Source organism: Mycobacterium sp. PDNC021, from assembly GCF_048282635.1.
GTDB lineage: Bacteria > Actinomycetota > Actinomycetes > Mycobacteriales > Mycobacteriaceae > Mycobacterium > Mycobacterium llatzerense.
This window is the reverse complement of record NZ_CP182502.1, coordinates 4,785,230-4,803,465: the sequence shown is the minus strand read 5'-3', so window position 1 is coordinate 4,803,465 and position 18,236 is coordinate 4,785,230. Positions and strand designations below refer to the sequence as shown.

The 18,236-nt window shown below is 62.4% G+C and carries 19 protein-coding genes and 1 pseudogene; 9 read left to right on the top strand and 11 right to left on the bottom strand.

Features of this window, described 5'->3' with window-relative positions; all coding sequences use genetic code 11:
* Complete coding sequence (locus ACNO8X_RS22975; protein WP_418002859.1) at window positions 1–837, top strand: DegV family protein; 837 nt, start codon at window positions 1–3, stop codon at window positions 835–837.
* A 217-nt stretch (window positions 838–1,054) separates the two neighbouring features.
* Window positions 1,055–1,258, top strand: a complete 204-nt coding sequence (locus tag ACNO8X_RS22970) for a hypothetical protein (protein ID WP_418002858.1) — start codon at window positions 1,055–1,057, stop codon at window positions 1,256–1,258.
* A gap of 11 nt (window positions 1,259–1,269) precedes the next feature.
* Here ACNO8X_RS22970 and ACNO8X_RS22965 read toward each other — a convergent pair whose 3' ends face one another.
* The 8 genes from ACNO8X_RS22965 to ACNO8X_RS22930 form a co-directional block, all read right to left on the bottom strand.
* Window positions 1,270–2,331, bottom strand: coding sequence for a dihydrodipicolinate reductase (locus ACNO8X_RS22965; RefSeq protein ID WP_418002857.1), 1,062 nt, complete (start codon window positions 2,329–2,331; stop codon window positions 1,270–1,272).
* 434 nt (window positions 2,332–2,765) lie between these two features.
* Complete coding sequence (locus tag ACNO8X_RS22960) at window positions 2,766–2,966, bottom strand: ferredoxin (protein WP_418002856.1); 201 nt, start codon at window positions 2,964–2,966, stop codon at window positions 2,766–2,768.
* A gap of 2 nt (window positions 2,967–2,968) precedes the next feature.
* Window positions 2,969–4,642: an AMP-binding protein gene (locus tag ACNO8X_RS22955; RefSeq protein WP_418002855.1), complete on the bottom strand. Its 1,674-nt coding sequence runs from the start codon at window positions 4,640–4,642 to the stop codon at window positions 2,969–2,971.
* Window positions 4,639–6,018: a cytochrome P450 gene (locus ACNO8X_RS22950; protein ID WP_418002854.1), complete on the bottom strand. Its 1,380-nt coding sequence runs from the start codon at window positions 6,016–6,018 to the stop codon at window positions 4,639–4,641. Before ACNO8X_RS22950 ends, ACNO8X_RS22955 begins: the two co-directional genes overlap by 4 nt.
* A 45-nt stretch (window positions 6,019–6,063) precedes the next feature.
* On the bottom strand, window positions 6,064–7,629 hold the full coding sequence (locus ACNO8X_RS22945; protein ID WP_418002853.1) for an aldehyde dehydrogenase family protein: 1,566 nt from the start codon (window positions 7,627–7,629) through the stop codon (window positions 6,064–6,066).
* 822 nt (window positions 7,630–8,451) lie between these two features.
* Window positions 8,452–9,534, bottom strand: a complete 1,083-nt coding sequence (locus ACNO8X_RS22940) for an oxygenase MpaB family protein (protein WP_418002852.1) — start codon at window positions 9,532–9,534, stop codon at window positions 8,452–8,454.
* A gap of 708 nt (window positions 9,535–10,242) precedes the next feature.
* Entirely contained in the window at window positions 10,243–10,401 is a 159-nt protein-coding gene (locus tag ACNO8X_RS22935; RefSeq protein WP_418002851.1) for a hypothetical protein, read from the bottom strand.
* A gap of 106 nt (window positions 10,402–10,507) precedes the next feature.
* Window positions 10,508–11,632, bottom strand: a complete 1,125-nt coding sequence (locus tag ACNO8X_RS22930; RefSeq protein WP_418002850.1) for an agmatine deiminase family protein — start codon at window positions 11,630–11,632, stop codon at window positions 10,508–10,510.
* Between the two features lie 650 nt (window positions 11,633–12,282).
* On the opposite strand from ACNO8X_RS22930, the gene ACNO8X_RS22925 reads away from it, so the two are divergent.
* Both ACNO8X_RS22925 and ACNO8X_RS22920 read left to right on the top strand, forming a co-directional pair.
* Window positions 12,283–13,572 (top strand): oxygenase MpaB family protein, encoded by a 1,290-nt coding sequence (locus tag ACNO8X_RS22925; RefSeq protein WP_418002849.1) that lies wholly within the window; start codon window positions 12,283–12,285, stop codon window positions 13,570–13,572.
* 344 nt (window positions 13,573–13,916) lie between these two features.
* A complete protein-coding gene (locus ACNO8X_RS22920) occupies window positions 13,917–14,165 on the top strand; it encodes a hypothetical protein (RefSeq protein ID WP_418002848.1) in 249 nt (82 codons plus the stop codon).
* Between the two features lie 512 nt (window positions 14,166–14,677).
* Here the strand turns inward: ACNO8X_RS22920 and ACNO8X_RS22915 are convergent.
* On the bottom strand, window positions 14,678–14,974 hold the full coding sequence (locus tag ACNO8X_RS22915; protein ID WP_418002847.1) for a hypothetical protein: 297 nt from the start codon (window positions 14,972–14,974) through the stop codon (window positions 14,678–14,680).
* Window positions 14,971–15,294 (bottom strand): IS3 family transposase, encoded by a 324-nt coding sequence (locus ACNO8X_RS22910; RefSeq protein ID WP_418002846.1) that lies wholly within the window; start codon window positions 15,292–15,294, stop codon window positions 14,971–14,973. The genes ACNO8X_RS22915 and ACNO8X_RS22910 overlap by 4 nt, the downstream gene beginning before the upstream one ends.
* 98 nt (window positions 15,295–15,392) lie before the next feature.
* Here ACNO8X_RS22910 and ACNO8X_RS22905 point away from each other — a divergent pair, with 98 nt between their 5' ends.
* From ACNO8X_RS22905 to ACNO8X_RS22890, 4 genes and pseudogenes are all read left to right on the top strand, one after another.
* Window positions 15,393–15,683, top strand: a complete 291-nt coding sequence (locus tag ACNO8X_RS22905) for an IS3 family transposase (protein WP_418002845.1) — start codon at window positions 15,393–15,395, stop codon at window positions 15,681–15,683.
* Between the two features lie 7 nt (window positions 15,684–15,690).
* Window positions 15,691–15,867, top strand: a pseudogene (locus tag ACNO8X_RS22900) (DDE-type integrase/transposase/recombinase); the annotation flags it as partial.
* 14 nt (window positions 15,868–15,881) lie between these two features.
* Window positions 15,882–16,136 (top strand): integrase core domain-containing protein, encoded by a 255-nt coding sequence (locus tag ACNO8X_RS22895; protein ID WP_418002844.1) that lies wholly within the window; start codon window positions 15,882–15,884, stop codon window positions 16,134–16,136.
* Window positions 16,137–16,286: 150 nt separating this feature from the next.
* Window positions 16,287–16,703: a DUF6262 family protein gene (locus ACNO8X_RS22890; RefSeq protein WP_418002843.1), complete on the top strand. Its 417-nt coding sequence runs from the start codon at window positions 16,287–16,289 to the stop codon at window positions 16,701–16,703.
* Window positions 16,704–16,723: 20 nt separating this feature from the next.
* Here the strand turns inward: ACNO8X_RS22890 and ACNO8X_RS22885 are convergent, their stop codons facing one another.
* Window positions 16,724–17,398, bottom strand: coding sequence for a TetR/AcrR family transcriptional regulator (locus tag ACNO8X_RS22885; RefSeq protein WP_418006009.1), 675 nt, complete (start codon window positions 17,396–17,398; stop codon window positions 16,724–16,726).
* A gap of 424 nt (window positions 17,399–17,822) precedes the next feature.
* Here ACNO8X_RS22885 and ACNO8X_RS22880 point away from each other — a divergent pair, with 424 nt between their 5' ends.
* Window positions 17,823–18,221, top strand: a complete 399-nt coding sequence (locus tag ACNO8X_RS22880) for a hypothetical protein (RefSeq protein WP_418002842.1) — start codon at window positions 17,823–17,825, stop codon at window positions 18,219–18,221.
* Window positions 18,222–18,236: the final 15 nt, after the last annotated feature.

Genomic DNA, 18,236 nt, shown 5'->3' with positions numbered 1-18,236 from the left:
ATGACCGTGGTGGTGGTCACCGATTCGTCGGCCCGGCTTGGTCCAGATGAGTTGAAGCGCTGGGACATTCGGGTGGTCTCGCTGCACGTGCTGCAGGACGGTGTCGACTACCAGGACGGGGTCGATCCGATCCCGCAGGACATCCAGGACCGGTCGCACGTGTCCACCTCGGGCGCGTCGCCTGCGGATCTGATGGACATCTACCAGCAGGCGCTGGCCGACAGCGGCGGCGACGGCGTGGTGGCGGTGCATCTGTCGGCCGGCCTGTCGAGCACGTTCAGTTCCGCCGCGGCTGTCGGCCGTGAGCTGGGTCCTGCAGTGCGCGTGGTCAATTCGCGGTCAGCTGCCATGGGCGTCGGGTTCGTCGCACTGGCTGCGGCCCGGGCTGCGGCGTCCGGTGCTGACCTGGATGCCGTTGAGGCGGGGGCGCGTTCGGAATCGGGCCGGCAGCACGGATTTATCGTCGTGCATCGGCTGGACAACCTGCGGCGCAGTGGCCGGATCGGCACGGCCGCCTCGTGGCTGGGCACCGCGTTGTCACTGAAGCCGTTGCTGCAGTTGGACATCGATGGCCGGCTGGTGCTGGATCAGCGGATTCGGACCGTGGCCAAAGCGCATGCCGCGATGATCGAGCGGGTGGTTGCCCTGGTCGGTGACCGGCCCGCATCGATCGCCGTGCACCACGTCGACAATCACGATGACGCCGCGTCGATCGGCGCCGCGCTGACTTCCCGTCTGCCCCAGGTCGATTCACTCGTGGTGACCGACATGGGGCCGGTGCTGGCAGTGCACGTCGGCTCCGGGGCCGTCGGCGTGATCGTCAACACCGAGGAGTAGGGCCCGCCCAGCGCGTCGTGCAGCCTGCATTTCAACCGCATCGGAGCAGGTTGGTCGGCGGCCCGTGCCGTGTGTCGGCCGAACTACGCAGGTAGGGGACCGCTAGGCCGCGCCGTTTTCGAGTACCCGTCTACTCGCGCTCAGGAGTCGCCGTCACCGCACTCTGAAATCACGAGCGGCACCCCCTCGCCGCTGACCCGATTGAAAGGTGACGACGATGAGCCACACCATGAACTTCGGCTGGACCCACGCCCTGTCGATTCACGCACCCACCGCGCCTCGGTGGTTCACAACGGTGGAACGGGCGGTCGCGCAGGCGCGCACTTGGCTCGTCGCCGAACACACTGCCAGCCCGGTGTACGAAACCCACGTCGGCTACATCGAGAATGCACTGATGGCACGCGAAATGTACCGGCTGTGAATGCTTTTGGACTAGCCGGCGAATCGGCCGGTGACCGGCGGCAGATCTTTCAGCGTGAGGATGCCCGGCGCAGCGGCCACCACTGCCGGCACTGCGTTGGTCGCCGGCAGCGCGGTGTAGATCATGCCCAGGCCGTTCAGGCTCACCTCGCTCCAGTCCTTCGACGGCAGGCAGTACACCACGGTGCGCATGTTGGGCACACCGAACACCTGGATCACGTGACCGTGTGCCACCGGCTTCGGCGGCGTGACGTGGTTGCCCATGATCCAGTTGAAGCCGACGCTGACGACATTCTTGTCGCCGACCCAGCCCCGGTGATACCCGTAGACACTGGCGACGGTGCCCTTCGGGATCTGCATGAAACCTAGGTCGGAGTCCTCGTCGGCCGCGGTGAAGGTGACGTCGAAGTCGATCCGGTCCAGCTTGGCGCCGATGGCGTCGGCCATCATCGCGGCCGATTCGGCAAACACCTCGCTTTCCAGGCGCACGCTCTCGGCCAGGCCCGGCGTCTCCGGGTCCTTGCCGAAGCCCATCGCGGCCATGGTGCCCGCTGATTCGTAGACGCCGCAGTCGACCGACTCGGTGATGCGGATTTCATCGACGCTCTCGCACGCGCTGGACAGCACTATCCCCATCATGTTTGTCAGGCCGGGGTGCGCGCCGCTGCCGAAGATCGTGGAATTGCCTGCCTCGCAGGCCTTTTGGATGCGCGCCAGGTCCTCGGGGGACTGCTTGCCGCCGGTGATCCAGGCCGCGGTGGAACAGACGTTGATGCCGGACTCGAGCAGCCGGACCAGCTCGTCGACGCTGGGCCAGATCGGGTTGTAGCAGCAGGCGTCGGGCTTGAGCGCCACCAGCTCTTCGATGTCGTTGGTGGCCTTGATGCCGGTGGGTTCGGGCCAGCCGGCCAGATCGGCGGCGTCGACGCCGATCTTCTCGGCGCCGTATGCGTAGACCCCGACCAGCTCCATGTCGTCGCGGGCGATGATCGCGTGCAGGGACCGCTTGCCGATGTTGCCGGTGGTCCACTGGATGACGCGGAGCGGGCGGGCTTCATTCGGTGTGCTGGTCATGGAGGCCTCCTCGTTGGGGCTGTGCGCTTTCGCTAGACACTATGCCGCAGGTGTCTACCCGACGCCGGGGGTCAGCCCCGATTCATGAGTCTGCACCAAGTGACGATCTCGCCATCACCTTCACAAGGACGTATGGAGCGTTGGCGACAAACGATGATGGACTGGCTCGAAGGTCGCCTGCACGCCAAGGAACAGATCGCACGTGCGTGCACTCAGCTCGTCGTGGCGGTCGCGGACGCCAAAATGGCGCACAAAGCACGGGTCAACGAGTTCGGGCGACCACGGTGCGCCGTCCGCTACGGACGCGCCCACACAGACGGCCTCCCAGGACTCGAAATTCTACGTCGGTCACCAGTTTCGGCCTATCTCGGACATCGAGGCTGTCAGTATCTTGAACGTCTCGTGGCGGTGGCGAAAGTGCTGCCGTCATTTCTCTAAATTGCGTCCTCCTGTAGGCGAAGTGCACCCACTGGGCAACTTGCGACCACCTGACGCGCAGCGACCAGCACATCAGCTGGTACTTCGTCAACTAGTACCCGCGCGAAGTCGTTTTCGTCGAGATCGAACAACTCGGGCGCCATGCCCACACATACGGCGTTTGACTCGCACAGATTCAGGTCTACTTCGATACGCATCGTTAACTCAATCTCACGGAGGGGTCTGACTCGACTTCTTGCTGCTTTGCAACGGCTGCGTCGCCGTAGGCCTCGGCGAGTTCAGCTAGCGTCTGGCTGGTTACCTTGCCTGTCGCCCCGCGCGGGAGGTCCGCGACGACGACGAAGTCTCGTGGCACGCTGGGCCGCGACAGTTCTCGGGCGACGTGCTCCTTAAGCCCGGCAACGTCAAGTTCAGCAGTGGTGTCCATGACGATGTAGGCGCGTAGCCGCTGCCCGAAGTCCGCGTCCTGTACAGGAACGACCTTGACGTCCCGGATATGGGGAATGTGTCCTAGGACGGCTTCCACCTGCTCGGGGAAGACGTTTTCGCCACCGGAGACGATCATTCCGTCAGAACGTCCTTCGACGAACAAGCGGCCTTCGGCGTCGACGCGACCGGTGTCGCCGGTCTGGAGCATGCCCCGGTAGTACTTCTTGGTCTCTCCGCTGGTGTAGGCGGCCATCTGTCCGCCTGATCTGACGTAGATCTCGCCAAGTTTGCCGGGCGGCGCCTTGTGGCCGTCTCGGACGATGGCCACTTCGACCCCCAACGGTGGACGGCCCGCACACGCCGGCTCCGCTAGCAGGTCGTCGGGTGTCGCGATCGTGATGTAGGAAGCCTCGGTTGCCCCGTACAAGTTGTGAAGTACCGGTCCGAAGGTCGCCATCACGGTATTGACCAGGCTTGTGTCAAGCTTCGCTCCGCCAGAGCCGATGACACGAAGCCGAGAGCGGTCGATGCGTGCTAGCTCAGAGGAGTCCAGCGCAACAATGCGCTTCAACATTGTCGGAACCGCCATGAGGGCTGTGCATTGATGGTCCACGACAGCGTTAACCGCCCGCTGTGCATCGAACCTTCGGTCGAACACGAGTGTCGCCCCGCACATCAGCGATGCCAGTGCGATGATTGCTCCCCAGCCGTGGAAGATTGGCGGGCCGCAGAACACTCGATCGGCACCGCTGACCGGAATCTTCTGCAGGAACCCGCCAAGCGTCGTTAGGGAAGGGCGTGAATCCCCCCGCGAAGCACCCTTTGGGAGCCCGGTGCTGCCACTGGTCAGAATAATGACGTCCGGCCTGAACTCCGGGCGGGCTGGAGTTCGACCCCGGCTGCGCTCGACAATAGTGTCGATAGTTAGGCCAGCGTGCTTTTGCTCCGACCATGCGTCGATCTGCACGATGCCGTCGTCGAGTAGCGCGCAGGCCGACTGGAATTCGTCGTCCCGGACGACGATTCGAACACCCTCCCGCCGGCAGACCTCTGCCAGCTGGCGAGCTCCCATATCCGTGTTGAGGAAGACCAACTTGGCGCCCAGCCCGACGCCGGCGAACGTAGCAAGGAGCGCGTAGCGGCTGTTGCGACACATCACGCCGATCGTCTCTTGCCCGTCTTTCCGTACGAGTGCACCGAGGCCGCAGGTGAGCGCGGTGACTGCCTCGCCCAGCTCGCGGTAGGTTACTGATCCGGCGGCATCAATGATGGCTATCTTGTCGCCGTGAATATGGGCAAACGCTGGTCCGACAGCAGCGGCCCCGGCTCGTCGAGCGATCTTGATTAGCCCAGGCCAAGAACGTAGCCGCGGCACCGCGCCCGACCGATAGAGAATTCTCGCGCTAGCGGCTTCTCGCGCAAATGTCGTTCGGAAGCTCGTCATTTCGCCACCACTGCCGGTGCTGCGTGCTGCGCCGGGCGAAGCCTCCGGATCGTGACCCTCAGGCCGTCCTTCGGTTCGCCGAGACTACCCGGCCGTTCTCGCCACTGTTGCCCGTCGGGAATCGACCATTCGTAGTCGCGAAGGAGGTTGTGCAGGATCGTTTTGATCTCCATCTGCGCGAAGTAGAGACCGATGCACTTGTGCACTCCGCCCCCGAACGGCATCCAGGCGTACCGGTGGGTTTTCTCCTCCGCGCGCTCGGGTGCGAAGCGTGTCGGGTCGAAGGTTTCGGGTTTAGTCCAGTAGCGAGGATTGGTGTGCACCGAGAACGTGGACGCCATCACGATCGACCCCTTGGGGACGAGGTACCCATCGATGACCGCATCCTCGCGCACCTGGCGGACTACGCCGGGGACGGGTGCGTTTAGACGCGTCGCCTCCCGGAAGATGAGGTCTAGCTCGCTCATCTCGGCCAGCGAGGAGTACTCCGGCAGCGCCGTCATACTTAGCGCCCTTTCGCGCGCACGCACCTGCCACTCCGGATGCTTGGCCATGTAGAAGGCCATGGTCGAGATCGTCACAGCGGATGTGTCATGGGCTGCGAACAACAGGAAGATCATGTGATTAACGACGTCCTCGTCGCTGAAGACCGCGCCTTCCTCCGACCGTGCGTGACAGAGCACCGAGAACAGGTCTGGCGTCTCGGTTGCGCGCTTGGACGGTATGAGTCCGTAAAAGAACTTTTCCAGCTCAGTGCGGCCCCGGATCCCTCGGGCCCACTTGCCGCCTGGCACCGCATAACGGACTGCGGCGCCAAGACTGTCCAAGCTGTCGACGAACGCTTGGTTGATTCGATCAGCCTCGTGACGGGACAGCGTTACGCCCACGAAGACCTTGAGCGCGACATCGAGGATGATCGATTTGAATTCGGCCGCTAGCTGAATATCACCGGCTGGAATCGAGCGGACTCGGTCACCGAGCATTCCTGCCATCTCGCGCAGGTAGCCCTGGAGACGTGCGTTGGTGAACGCCTGCTGCATGATCGATCGGTGAAGCCGGTGTTCGCTGAAATCCATCAGCAATAGACCCCGCTTGAATCGGGAGCCGATCAAATGATCCCACGCGCCTGCACTCTCGAAGTTTTTTTCCCGGTTGAGAGCGATTGTTTCGGCCGCATCCGCAGTGCCGAAGATGACGAGGTTGCGCCCGAAGACGTTGATGAATGTCGCTTGCCCGAAGCGGTTCATGAGCCTTCGTTCCCGGCCATGACGGTCACGCACAAGTAGGGCCAGTTGGCCGACAGCCGGCAAACGCGACCCGAACACGGGCCTCAGTTCCGACTGATCGGGAAGGGCACATAATTGCCTGTCAAGCATGACGCTTTCTCCTCGTAGAAGTTGAGTTGGCTGCAGCCGTGGCCGTCATCGCGATTGTTTCCCTACCTGTTTCAGCGCCCGGCGGTTCCTCAACCGGCTGACGCTGTAGATGCCCCCCGAGAGCCGCGAGTACGGGGGCGCTATCGACCGGGCGATAGATTGCCGCAAAGTCGAGTGAGCGACAGCTCGAGCGTGCGTGAAGGTGGCGAATCCGTACTTGCCGTGATAGTTGCCCATACCGCTCATCCCTACGCCACCGAACGGGAGGCCTGGCAGCATGTTTAAGAGGAAGTCGTTGCCGTTCACCGAACCCGAACGTGTGCGATTGAGAACTTCATCGAAACGCGCGTTGTCCGGCCCGAACCAGTACATCGCCAACGGGAGTTCGTGAGAGGCCAGATGGGCGATTGGCTCCGCCAGATCGGTGTATGAGTGCACTACCAGGGCGGGCCCGAAGATCTCGTCGGTCGCTATCTGCGCATCGGAGCCGACACCGAGCAGGATCGTCGGAGGGATCTTCCGTGTCCTCGGTGCCGGCAGCGCCTCGCCGGTGGGGATCATTTGACGGATCGTCGCGCCTTTTGCGCGGGCGTCATCGATCAGATTGATGATCCTGCGGTAGTTGGAGTCGTTGATGATGGAGGTGTAATCCGAGTTGTCCTCGATGCTCGGGAACATCTCGGCCCAGATTTTGAGCACGGCATCGACGAATGCCTCCACTTGAGAGGCGGGAACGAACACGTAGTCCGGGCAGAGACAGACCTGCCCACTGTTCACCAGTTTGGCCCGGGCGATCCGATCTGCGGCCAGGTTGAAATCGGCTGCGTGGTCGACGATCACTGGGTTCTTTCCGCCGAGCTCGAGCGTGACCGGGACCAAGTTGGCGGCGCAATCCTTTGCGACCTCGCGACCCACTGCAGGCGATCCGGTGAAGAAGAACGCGTCGAAGTTCAGCTTGGAGAACTCCGACCCCGGCCCCGACTCGGCTGTTGCGACGTAGAGCTCATCCGGAGGGAAGTAGCGATCCGCGGCGTCGGCTAGCACTGCGGACGTACGCGCCGTCACCGACGACGGCCGGACCATCACACGATTGCCGGCAGCAAGCGCGGCAACGGCTGGCCCGAACGCCAGTTGGACCGGAAAGTTCCATGGCCCGGCAATGCCGGCGACCCCGAGCGGATCGTGTCGAATCCGGCGCTTGATCCCGAACTTGTCGATGAACTGTGAGGGTCGGTCGACACGCATCCAGCTCTTCAAATGTTGCGTGGCTTCTCGCGCATCAAGCAGGATCGGCGCCAGGTCTCCGGTGAGGGAAAGCGCGCGGGGCCTGGTTCCGAAGTCGGCCGCCAACGCGTCGACGAGCTCGTCGGTGTGGTTGGCGACGAGAGCAGCTAGTCGCTCGATCCGGTCTACCCGGGTCTTGAAACTCGGGTTCCCTTCCGTGAGGAAGGCGACCTTCTGGCGTTGGAGTACGTCGGCCAACGGCGAAACGTGCCCATTTCGATCGAGATGCCCTTCCTCGGGCGAATTTAAGGCTGTCATAGACATCTTTTCGGGTTTGGGTGGTCTGGGTTTTCGGCCTTGGATGGTCCGGGAAGGCGTCGAGGTCACGTTTTTGGTGGGTCGATGCGCTACCTAGACCGAGCGTGCGTGCGTCGAACAATTAGAGAAACACCCGTGAGCGCCGGCTGACTCAGCGCGGCGCTCACGACCAGGCCCAGCAGCAGCGGGACGACGGGGCTGGGCAGTCGGCGCACGCAAAACGGAAATCCTGCTCTGCCCAGCGCGACGTGCCGCGTCATAGCAATGGCAATAGCTTGGGCCTCGATCATCCGGACCTACCTCAGATCCGCCGTCGTACTGACAGTTAATTCTCTGTTGGAACACGCGGGCAAGGACGCATTCGAATTGCTTCCAGCTGTGGAGAACTCCGGCCGTGCTGGTTCGGTCGGCCCCACCACCCCGCACTAGTTGGCGCGGCACACGACCCCTGCGGGGACTCCGATCGTCAACGCGCCGGTGGAGAACTTTGCCCGCCGTCGGGACGCTGTCTACTGCCCTGCGGTACGCATACTGGCGACTGTGCCTGTGGACATTGATGGAGATAGCGGCCGGGCCGGGCCCAGACTCTTGGTCTGGGGACGGACCGATCGAGAGGATTTCAGCGTTGTCCACGAAGCTGTTTACCGGAGGCATCTAGCGCTCTACCTTCTTGATCAGTTGGCCGAAGGGATCGGTGTCGACAACGTCTTTGAACTGGCCGAGACGCCGAAGAGATTTTGCGCGGCCGTCGACGCCGCATCCGTGTGGCCGTCTGCGATGGTGGGCTCACATCGGGGCTCGCGGGCAATGGCGGAACCCCGATGTCTCCGGCTCTGCCTGTCACGACAGCGATTTGAGAAAGACCGGGCGTCCAGCACAGCTGTGCCAATATCACGGTGTCGCCCCAGTGCCGCATTGCCGCGCTTCGGCCAAGGCGACACGCGCGCTCTCAAGGGTGATCTGCCGTGGATCGATGCCTTCCCGATCAAAAGCTTCGACAGCCTTGCTGAAGTAGCGGTACTTCAGCGGTAACCGCTCAAAGATCGGGGCAGACTTGCGCACCACAGCGCAGAGCCTCCTGAAGTTCCGCTCATCTTTGCGATTCCACTCCAATTCAAGGATCGAACGAATCTCAGGCTCCATAGCGCCGATGCTAAACAACCGGACCATGCTGGAGATTCGGGGCCACAGAACCCGCGCCGCCAATTTCGGCATCGGAGGAGCAGGCAGTTGATTGCCCGCGCGAGCGAACCCGACGGAGTATCGCGCCAGGCTCGAATCGACCAGCTGGTTAGCGAGGACATCTTCGAAATAGGCTTCGAACTCATCGAAGTTGGACGGCTGTGCGCGGTCGTCGACTCCGTACAGCGAGAACCATTCCTTGGATTCCTCGAATATCTGCTCCCGCTCGGCTCGAGTAAAGGGCTTCGGAAGCAGCAGTTCAGAGGTGCGGATGATGTTCTCATAGAAGGTTACGTGTGCCCAGTAGTATGTCTCGGGATTGATGGCATGATAAGTCTGCCCTCCTGGCATCTCACCCTTGACCGACTTGTGGTAATTGCGGACCTGAAGGCCGAACTTTCCCGCGTCCTCCTCGGACCCATAGACCATTCCGACGACGGGTTTGAACCCGCGCCGCCCCCGTTCGTAAAAGTTGTCCTTGTCCCCGAATACCTGGGAGTGATCCGAGACTCCCTGAGCGAGTTGTGGCCACAAGTTCTCTAGCACAACGGCGCGGAGGAAAATGAGCTGACAACGAAAGTCAGCCATATATTTCCATGTCAACGACTGCGGAGGCACAGGTCGCTGAACGCGGTGCGACGCACGCAGGCTGCCATCGCCGGAACGGTCTGGCAGCCTGGTGCCGGCGGGAAAGAGGTTCTTGCCCACCTTCTCATCAGCGGTCAGCACGACGACACGGTCTGCTGCTTCGCTCTTTTCATCACCGTTAGCGTCAGCGGTCACGCTACCCATGGTCACTCCTCGTCTTAATTGTTGTGCGCGTTCAAGCGCGACACAAGTGTTGATCCGTATCGCATCACCCACAGTAGGTAGCGAGAATTTGGCATATGCTGATACAAATGTCAACAGATGTATCTACGTTTCGGTTCTGGGTAGGCTCGGCGCCGTTCCATGAAGTTCAGACCTTTGGGAGGGTCCGTTGAGGTGTGTCAAGTGCGATCGGCCGATCATCGAGTGCGACGAGTGCGAAGGGACGGGCGTCGTTGACGAAGTAACCTGCGATGTTTGTAACGGCGCCACGATCGGCTGCCCGGTGCATCACGACGACTGGAAAGCCAAGGACGTCAGCGATTGAGCCTGGGGTGCGACCGCGCAAAGGGTTCTCAATTGGGGGCTGTTCACCTGTGGTGTGGTCGGCAGGACAATTGCATCGATGGGCGCGATCTGTGACGGCACGACAATCCCCTGATCGAATCGTTCTGGAGCAGAAGGCAAATCGAGCTTTCGGACCGCTAGTAGTGGACCACTCGCACAGAGTCGGCTAGCGCGATCTTCGACCAAATCGACGGTGTTCCATTACCGCCGACGCAGGCATTCCGGCCTGGGCTGGTTCACACCAGCAGAGTTCAAGAAGGCATAACGGGGCACTACAACCGGGTTCCTGATTCTCGAAGCCCAGCGGACCGCACCCCGGAATGGGCCAAGTCGCCTCCACAGCGCTTAGTCCGCTGCGGGCAGTTCGGACTCGATCGCGCCGGCGAGCAGGTGGCGGGCGCGATCGAGGGTGATCGATCCGCTGTGCCAGCGTTCGGACAGTCCTTCGACCAGGGCGGTGAGGCGTTCGGCGGCTTCAAGGATCTGGGTGACACGGTCTGACACGGTTCCTCACGCTGTTGCGATGGTGAGGCGGGTCCCTGACGGGCGGCGCGCCGGACCGGCCACCGGTCAGGCAGGCGGCAGGTGTCGCTGGGGCCTGCGGGCGGGATCAGCCGGTGGGTTCCTGCTGTGTGGTGCAGTGGATGCCGCCCCCGCCCGCAGCGATGGCGTCGATCGGAATCTGCACGATCTGTCGGTCCGGGAACAGCCGGGCGAGGGTGGCCTTGGCGGCAGGGTCGGTGCCGGGGTCGCCGAATTCGGGGGCGATGACCGCGCCGTTGCAGACGTAGAAGTTGATGTACCCGGCGGCAAAGTCCTTCGCGGCGTTCTGGTACCGCAATTGCGAAGGCGCGTCGATGGATTCGACCTCGAGGGCGCGACCGTGGGCGTCGGTGGCATTGTGCAGGATGTCGAGATGGCGGCGGGTCAGGTCATACTCGCTGGAGTTCTCGTCGTGGTCCATGGTGGCGACGGCGACGCCGGGACGGGCGAAGCGGGCGTAGAAGTCGGTGTGCCCGTCGGTGATGTCCTGCCCGGCCACTCCGGGCAGCCAGATCACCTTCTTGACCCCGAGTACTCGATCAAGTTCGGCTTCGACGTCGGATTTCTTCCAGCCCGGGTTGCGGTTGGCATTGAGGATGCAGGATTCAGTGGCGATTGCGGTGCCCTCGCCGTCGACTTCGATGCCGCCGCCCTCCATAACCAGAGCGGTGTGCACGGTCTCCACACCCGCGCGGTCGTCGATGAAGGTGGCGACCTTGGCGTCGCGGCGATGTTCCTGCTTGCCACCCCAGCCGTTGAAGTTGAAATTGACCCCTGCCTTGACGCCGTTACCCTTGACGAACACCGGGCCGGTATCACGGATCCACAGGTCGTCGATGTCGGAGACGATCAACTCGACATTCGCGCCTCCGAGCAGAGAGCGCGCCAGATCGAGTTCATCGTGCCGCACCAGCATCGAAACCGGTTCGAAGCGGGCGATGGCGGTCGCGATCGTCGCCAGATCCCGCCGCACCTGCGGCAACAGCTGCGCACCCCAGATCGCCTCACTGGCGCCGAAGGCCATCCAAGTGCGCTTGTGCGGTTGCCCTTCTTCGGGCATCACCCAGGTGCGGCCGTCGTTGCCGGTGCTGGTGGGAATGCCGGACGGCCCCGAGGTGCGGTCGTCGCAGGCCGCGGCCATCAGCCCACCTAGTGTGAGCAGGCTCGACTGCATGAATCGGCGTCGTTTCATCATGAAACTCCTTGCGTGGTCAGGACAATGCGCGACCGTCCTCTCGGCGCACTCACACCTGGAATGCGGGAGCGAAAACCGGCTGATCACTGCGGGTCGTGCACACGACGACCCTGCGGCGCTGACCACTTTAGGCTCTGACTGATTATTTGGGCAAAGTCGAGTGAACGGCGGTGTTGGCGGTTGTGTCGATAAGGAGCCGCCTGATCCGCCGGTCGGGAATCGATCGCGAAAATGTCTCGCGGGCAGCGGAATCCACACGCGAGTCACCGAATCGGGGTCGATGACCGCGCCGTTGCGGACGTAGAAATTGATGCAGCTCGCAGCGAAGCCCTCGCGCGGGTACTGCTTGCGCACGGTGGACGGTCCGGCGACGACCTCCACTCGCAGCATACGTCCCTTCGGGTCCGTCACCGTCCGCGGGATCGATCTGGCGGTGACGCAGCAGCGCCTGATGAGCGGGCCAACTTGCCGCCGGATTGGCCGGCGTTTTCACGGCGCCGTTGGTGATACCAAAAAGATTGCATGGACACCACTAGGGGTTGGGAATGCTGATTTAACTGGGTAAACATCGCACCATCGACGGCCTGTTGACACAACATACTGGAAATGTATCATCATGCAAAGTGGTCCAACGGATAGGAGTCGACGTGACAGACGTAGTTGACGTAGGCGGTGCGGAGGTTCAGCGGGTTCCGGACCCGGACGATCTGGTCATCGAAGACATCCGAATCGGGAAGAATGTGTACTTCGCCGGCAGCGTCATCAAGGAGCGTTCGGGTGATGACAGCCTTCGGCCCAAGCAGCGCAATCAGCGTCCGGTTCCGGCTAACTCGCTATTGTGCAAATATATGGGAGATGCGGCGCTTAGTTTTTCCACCGGGCAGCGTCTCGCGATTGTGGAGAATATGTGGCCGCAGCTTGGGCAGGGGTCCTCGGATCATTCCTTGATTTTCAACTCAGGTGGATTTGGGGCGCTGCAGCAACGGGTAAGGAACTCGTTTAAGACCATCAATGGGGTTCTTTATGCTCCGCCAGACGAGGCGATGAAGTTTGGAGTGCAGGTTCGCAATTTTCACAAGTCCGTCCAGGGTGATATGCCAAACGGCCGCGCGTACCATGCGATCAACGCAGAAACCTTTTATTGGGCGCACGCCACCTTCTTCGAGAACCTTTATCGCGCCAACGAGCTGGGAGTATTCGACCAACCTTTGACCCGCGCTGAATGCGAACAGATCTTTGAGGAATCGAAGGACTGGTTCTCGATGTACGGCGTGGATGACCGGGCGCAACCCCAGACTTTTGCCGAATTCGAAGTTTACCGGGCGAGTGTACTAAAAGAGCACCTGGTGAACACTAAAGCGGCGCAGTTCACTGTGGGGTTAGCGAAGCCGAATGCGAACTTCGATCGGTTCATCCCGCCGCGATTCCTGCCACTGGCTCGCGCTGCCAAACCCGTGCTGGTTCCCTTTTTGCGCATCTTCACTGCTGGTGCGTTAGAACCATATCTGCGGGAGCGGCTGCAAATCGATTGGTCCGAACAAGACGAACGCGGGTACCGCCGCTTCATCGCGACCATACGTTTGTATCGGCGTTGGTCGCGGCGGCTACACCTGCCGCTGAGTTTCCGCTATGGGAAGGTGGCAGTTGCCGCTTTTGAGCGCGAGGGGGTGAATCCTGATGACATCACGTTGGAGTCGGCGCGGGAAGCGTTGCGGTTGTCCCGCCTCCACCGCGACGAGTCATTGGTTTCCGCGGGGCAGCCGGTAGCGGTCACGATGGCACCGGCGGACGCCGTATGTGTCAGATGTGAGCGGCCGCTTGAAGACTGTAAGGAATGCGCTGCCACGGGTTTGGTGGATGCCGCACCATGCGATGTCTGCCACGGCGCGCGGCGTGGCTGCCGGGTGCACCACGATCAGTGGGATGTCCTCGCTTAGTGGCTACCGGGGTCCGATGTCTCGGGCCGCGAACCCGACCGCGGCGTACTTGGGCGGGCGATACGTCGCCTTGGTTGAATTGCCTTACGGTCCGAGATCTCGTTGGATTTTGACGGTTTCGCCGTGAAGTTGCACGTGCGGGTGGCCCTAGGTATTTCCGGTTGGACGTGAATACCTGTCAAATAGTTGCGCGCCAATAGGTACGCGGCTCAAGCGGCAGTAGCTTTGTCCGAGTTGTCGGCAGTTATGCCGGGTTGGTCAGGTACGGATCTCGGTCATCAAGCTCGGGTCGGTTCAATCTTTGGCACCACCACCCAGATTTAGGTTTTAGAGGAGATACTTAAATGACTGAATCTGCAAAGAATATTGTTAGAATTGCCGCAGCTGTTATCGCCGCCCCCATCGTCCTGGCGTACCCGTATGCGGCCGTTCCGCTTGTTGTCGCTGCGGTCGTCGTCATCTGCCGCGAGCGCCACGACCGTCTAGCGGCGCAGGTGATCGACGAAGTCGCAGTCGCAAGAGAAGTCGCCCAGCTCACCGACCAAAATCTGGCGTGGGCACTGCGCTCGTGGAGCCGAAACGAGGCGAGATAACGATCTGATTCGAGGTCGTAGGAGTTCGGTCTGGGATTGGTCGCGCACGGCCAGCTGTGTTCATCGACGACAGTTGTGCGGCGTCGCAATTCCCTTCTGGTACGTGGGTTGGCCTGACTGATCGATAGAGCCAAGCGATCTGCACCCGGGTTGTTGGTCAATCGTCGTGAGAGTCGAGGGGCGAATGATCATCGTGAGGCCACATGCCCCTCAGTGTTCGTCGTCGGTCCGCCGGCAAATCGTTGCTCGGCTGCTGTCGGCTACACATGGAATCGGGGCCTGGATTGCGGTGTTGGCGGCACTTCTACCGTGGTTTTGGAAAGCGTTTGGAGGTTCTAGTGCGTAGGCTGATCTTGGTATTGATTCCGGTGGCCTTGCTGGTGGCGGTGTGGTCCATTGTTTCCTACCGGTGTACGTCAGTTGTGACTGAGTAGGCCGCTGCCGCGAGCATTCACTCTGTGGAGACTTAGGGTGTTCACCTCGACAGTCAGAGGCGAACTTTGATGCGTCGTTCATGTTTGAGACATCGTCGGCTGGGACGTTGATAGTCGAGCGTAGTAGGCGCTCTCGTACTCCACCGGTGGGATGTAGTCCATCGGGCTGTGCAGGCCCCGGTTGTTGTACGAGTGGACCCATTGCATGACCGGGTACTCCACATCGTCGAGGGTGCGCAAGGGCCCGGTGCGGAACGGGCTGCCGTGGTGATCACGGCGCCACAACGCCATCTTCAACGCCGTAGTGATCATCGCGGTGCCGTTGACCGCGCAGACCGGCCCGCCGACGATCAACCGCGAAAAGCAGTCGATCACTCAAGGCCGCATAGACAAACCCCGACCTGTCGGCACGTAGATGAAGTCGGTGACCCACTTCCGGCTTGGCTCGTGACGATGAAGTAGCGCTCGAGCAGATCCGGTGCCCGCGAGGCGTTCCTGTCGGCGATCGTAGTGTGATGTTTTCGGCCCCGAACGATGCCTGAGGGGCTCTCGTCACGCATCAATCGGTCCACGGTGCAGCCAGCGACGTCGATGCCCGAGCGGCGCAGATCGGCGGTCATCTTGCGCCGGCCACACCTGCCTTCGGGGGTACCGGTGGTGGTCAGCAGCGCACCGGTGATGCGGGCATCGGTCACGGTCCGCTCTGAGGGTTCGGCGGTTTCCTGTTGCGGTAGGTCCGTGGGGCAACCTGCACACCCAGTTCGCACAGGGCAGCACAGGTCGACTCGACCCGGTGGCCGACGGCCCGCATCTGGCCGATGACCGCGACTCCGGCGGGACGTACGGTTCGCCGCGGATCACCGCTGACCTGTGCGCGGCCGGAGAGCAGGTTTCAGAGAAGGCGGTCGCCAAGATCATGGCCGAGATCGGTCTGGCCGGGATCAGCCCGCGTACCTTCAAAGTCCGTACCACCGTCGTCGATCCCACGGCCTCGTTCCGGCCGGATCCGGGTCGAGCGTCGGTTCGACCAGGGCCGCCCCGATGCGGTGTGGAGCTCGGACATCACGTATCTGGCCTGCGGTGAAGGTGACATGTATCTGTGTGCGATCCGCGACGAGCACTCCAAGCGGGTGCTGGGCTGGTCGGTGGCCGATCGCATGCGTACCGAGTTGGTCACCGAGGCACTGGCCCAGGCGGTCGTGGTGCGGGGCGGCCAGGTGGGCGGCACGATCATGCATTCCGACCGTGGAACTCGGTACACCGCCCAAGCGATGGCCACCGCATGTACCGACGCTGGCCTGCGTCGATCGATGGGTGCCACCGGATCTGCTGGGACAACAGTGGTGCCGAATCGTTGTGGTCGACGTTCAAGCGCGAGTACTACTACCGCCATACCTTCGCCACGACGACGGAAATTGTTGCAGCCGTGGATAAGTGGATGCATTTCTACAACGCTCAGAGGCGACACTCCACGATCGGAATGCTCAGCCCCATCGCCTACGAACAAACACTCAATACGGTCACTCAAGCCGCATAAACCCTGTCCACTTTTCGGGGGGAACCTCAGAGCAGGCGCTAGAACTGCTCGACGAGACGCGCATCCGGCTGATGGAACCCCAGGCCAACAGATCTCAACGCGAGGCAGTCACGAATCGGTGCTGCGTGAAGCCGGCCCCGGCACGCCGCGATGACCTGCACGCCCCCGCCGCCGCCGTCGCAGAACGCCAAAGCGGCTCTGGCCAAACACCGCGATGCGGTCAGCGACGCGAAACGTCGGGCCATCGAGAAGGCGATCGGCCACCTGCGCAAGACTAACGCCGTTCTCAATGTGTCGACGGTGGCCCGACGTGCCGGGGTGACCCGCAAAACGGTCTACAACCACGACGACCTGATGGCGGCTATCGACGCTCATCGAACCCACACCAGCGCCACCGCTGTGACGCAGGCAACCGGCCGCGACAGCAGCATCGTGGCCGCACTGCGTCGCAAGATCACCGCCCAATCAGACGAGATCGAAACACTCAGAACCACCTTGACGCAACAACAAGCCACCATTGGACTGCTGTACGGGCAACTTGAAGACCGCCACCACGGCACCACCTGACCGTGACCGCGCAGCGCGGCTCATGCACCGGTTGCGTCGGCACTTTCGGTGGGCGCTGGCGAAGTGCGGCGATGGGCGGTCAAGAAGTCATCGACGATGGCGACACAGTCGTTGTGACCCATGACGCGAAACCCGGTCATGCGGGCGAAGGCCAAGGGGCCAACCAGCTGGCACAGCACCCGTTCCAGGTCGAAGTCGCCCAGTTCTGCGCGGGCCTGGTCGCTGCGCAGCAGAGCGTCGAACGGCTGGCGGTACTGATCGATCACCAGTGCTCGTACGGCACCGGCCGGGTATTGGTCCTCGGTGTCGGGTTTGGTGGTGGTCGGGCCCAGGGCCAGCCATGCCAGGGTGGTGATGTGCAGCGAGGCGTCGTTGAACAGCGCCGCCTGCCGGGAGAGCAATTCGATGAGCTGTTCGCGCAGCGGTCCGCTGCGCGGTGCCGGAGGGGTCACCTGCGGCAGCAGCCGCTCGAAAGTCGCGGCCAGCAGGTGCGAGGAGGTTTTGAAGTGGCGATACAGCGTGGTACGGGCCACCTTGGAGGCTTTGGTGACCGAGTCGACGGTGACCGCTTCAACGCCGCCGGCGTTCAACAGGGCCGCGGCCGCCTCCAGGAGCCGGTTGCGTGACCGGATACGCCGCGGGTCGACATCATCATCACCAGAGCCGTCGGCGCTGAAGTCGGGCCACTCACTCACAGTCACTCACTTTATTGTCCAAAGCCTCCGGTGTGGCGAATCGTCGATGCCCCACACCACGAGAAAGTTATGCTACCGCGTATAGCGCAGCGAAACCGCCTATGCCAGGAGATTTGGGATTGTCTGATTACACCTGGCTATCAGCGTTTTGGCGCCGTGCAACCCGATCTGCAAGGGATGGCCGACACCGGATCGGTGTCGGCTCGGGGCGCAGCGATGAGAGTCGCGGCAGGCCTGCCCGCACGTGATAGCCGGGACATCGCGATCCTCGATGCCGCCGTCTCGGTCGCCTCGACAGGCGGCTACGACGCAGTACAGATGCACGGTCGCCCAGCGCACGGGCATCGCCGTCAGCTCCATCTACCGCCGCCTTCCCTCCAAAGCCTATTTGCTGGCATGCGCACTAACCCGCGAGGTCGAGCTGGTGCAGGCCCTGCGCGACTGGTCGGCGGTGTCCGGTGGCCCCCAGCAGCGACTTGTCGCGCTCAGCAACTGTCTGCATGAGCAGTGGCAGCGTGATCTGCCGCTGACCGAGGCGCTGACCCGGGCGCTCGTGGTTGCCGACAGCGCCGCGGCCGCCGAGGTCGAGCAGACAGTGACGATGCTCAACCGGCTGCTGGCAACCGCGCTTGGCGGCCCGTCCCCGTCGCCGCGCGACCAGCTACTGGCCTGCCTGCTCGGCGACGTGTGGTTGGCCAATCTGACCGCCTTGATCAGCGGCCGGGCGCCCGCCACCACCGCTCGGGACCACATCGACCGAGCGATGACCCTCATCCCGCGCGCCGGGCCCAATATCATTGCCATTCAACGCTACGTGATGTAGCGTTCCGATACTGCT

Coding starts and splice junctions, on each gene's coding strand:
- ACNO8X_RS22920 (WP_418002848.1), top strand. CDS start 13,917: ATGACTGAATCTGCAAAGAATATTGTTAGAATTGCCGCAGCTGTTATC.
- ACNO8X_RS22930 (WP_418002850.1), bottom strand. CDS start 11,632: ATGAAACGACGCCGATTCATGCAGTCGAGCCTGCTCACACTAGGTGGG.
- ACNO8X_RS22950 (WP_418002854.1), bottom strand. CDS start 6,018: ATGCTTGACAGGCAATTATGTGCCCTTCCCGATCAGTCGGAACTGAGG.
- ACNO8X_RS22940 (WP_418002852.1), bottom strand. CDS start 9,534: ATGGGTAGCGTGACCGCTGACGCTAACGGTGATGAAAAGAGCGAAGCA.
- ACNO8X_RS22970 (WP_418002858.1), top strand. CDS start 1,055: ATGAGCCACACCATGAACTTCGGCTGGACCCACGCCCTGTCGATTCAC.
- ACNO8X_RS22965 (WP_418002857.1), bottom strand. CDS start 2,331: ATGACCAGCACACCGAATGAAGCCCGCCCGCTCCGCGTCATCCAGTGG.
- ACNO8X_RS22895 (WP_418002844.1), top strand. CDS start 15,882: ATGTACCGACGCTGGCCTGCGTCGATCGATGGGTGCCACCGGATCTGC.
- ACNO8X_RS22955 (WP_418002855.1), bottom strand. CDS start 4,642: ATGACGAGCTTCCGAACGACATTTGCGCGAGAAGCCGCTAGCGCGAGA.
- ACNO8X_RS22960 (WP_418002856.1), bottom strand. CDS start 2,966: ATGCGTATCGAAGTAGACCTGAATCTGTGCGAGTCAAACGCCGTATGT.
- ACNO8X_RS22890 (WP_418002843.1), top strand. CDS start 16,287: ATGACCTGCACGCCCCCGCCGCCGCCGTCGCAGAACGCCAAAGCGGCT.
- ACNO8X_RS22975 (WP_418002859.1), top strand. CDS start 1: ATGACCGTGGTGGTGGTCACCGATTCGTCGGCCCGGCTTGGTCCAGAT.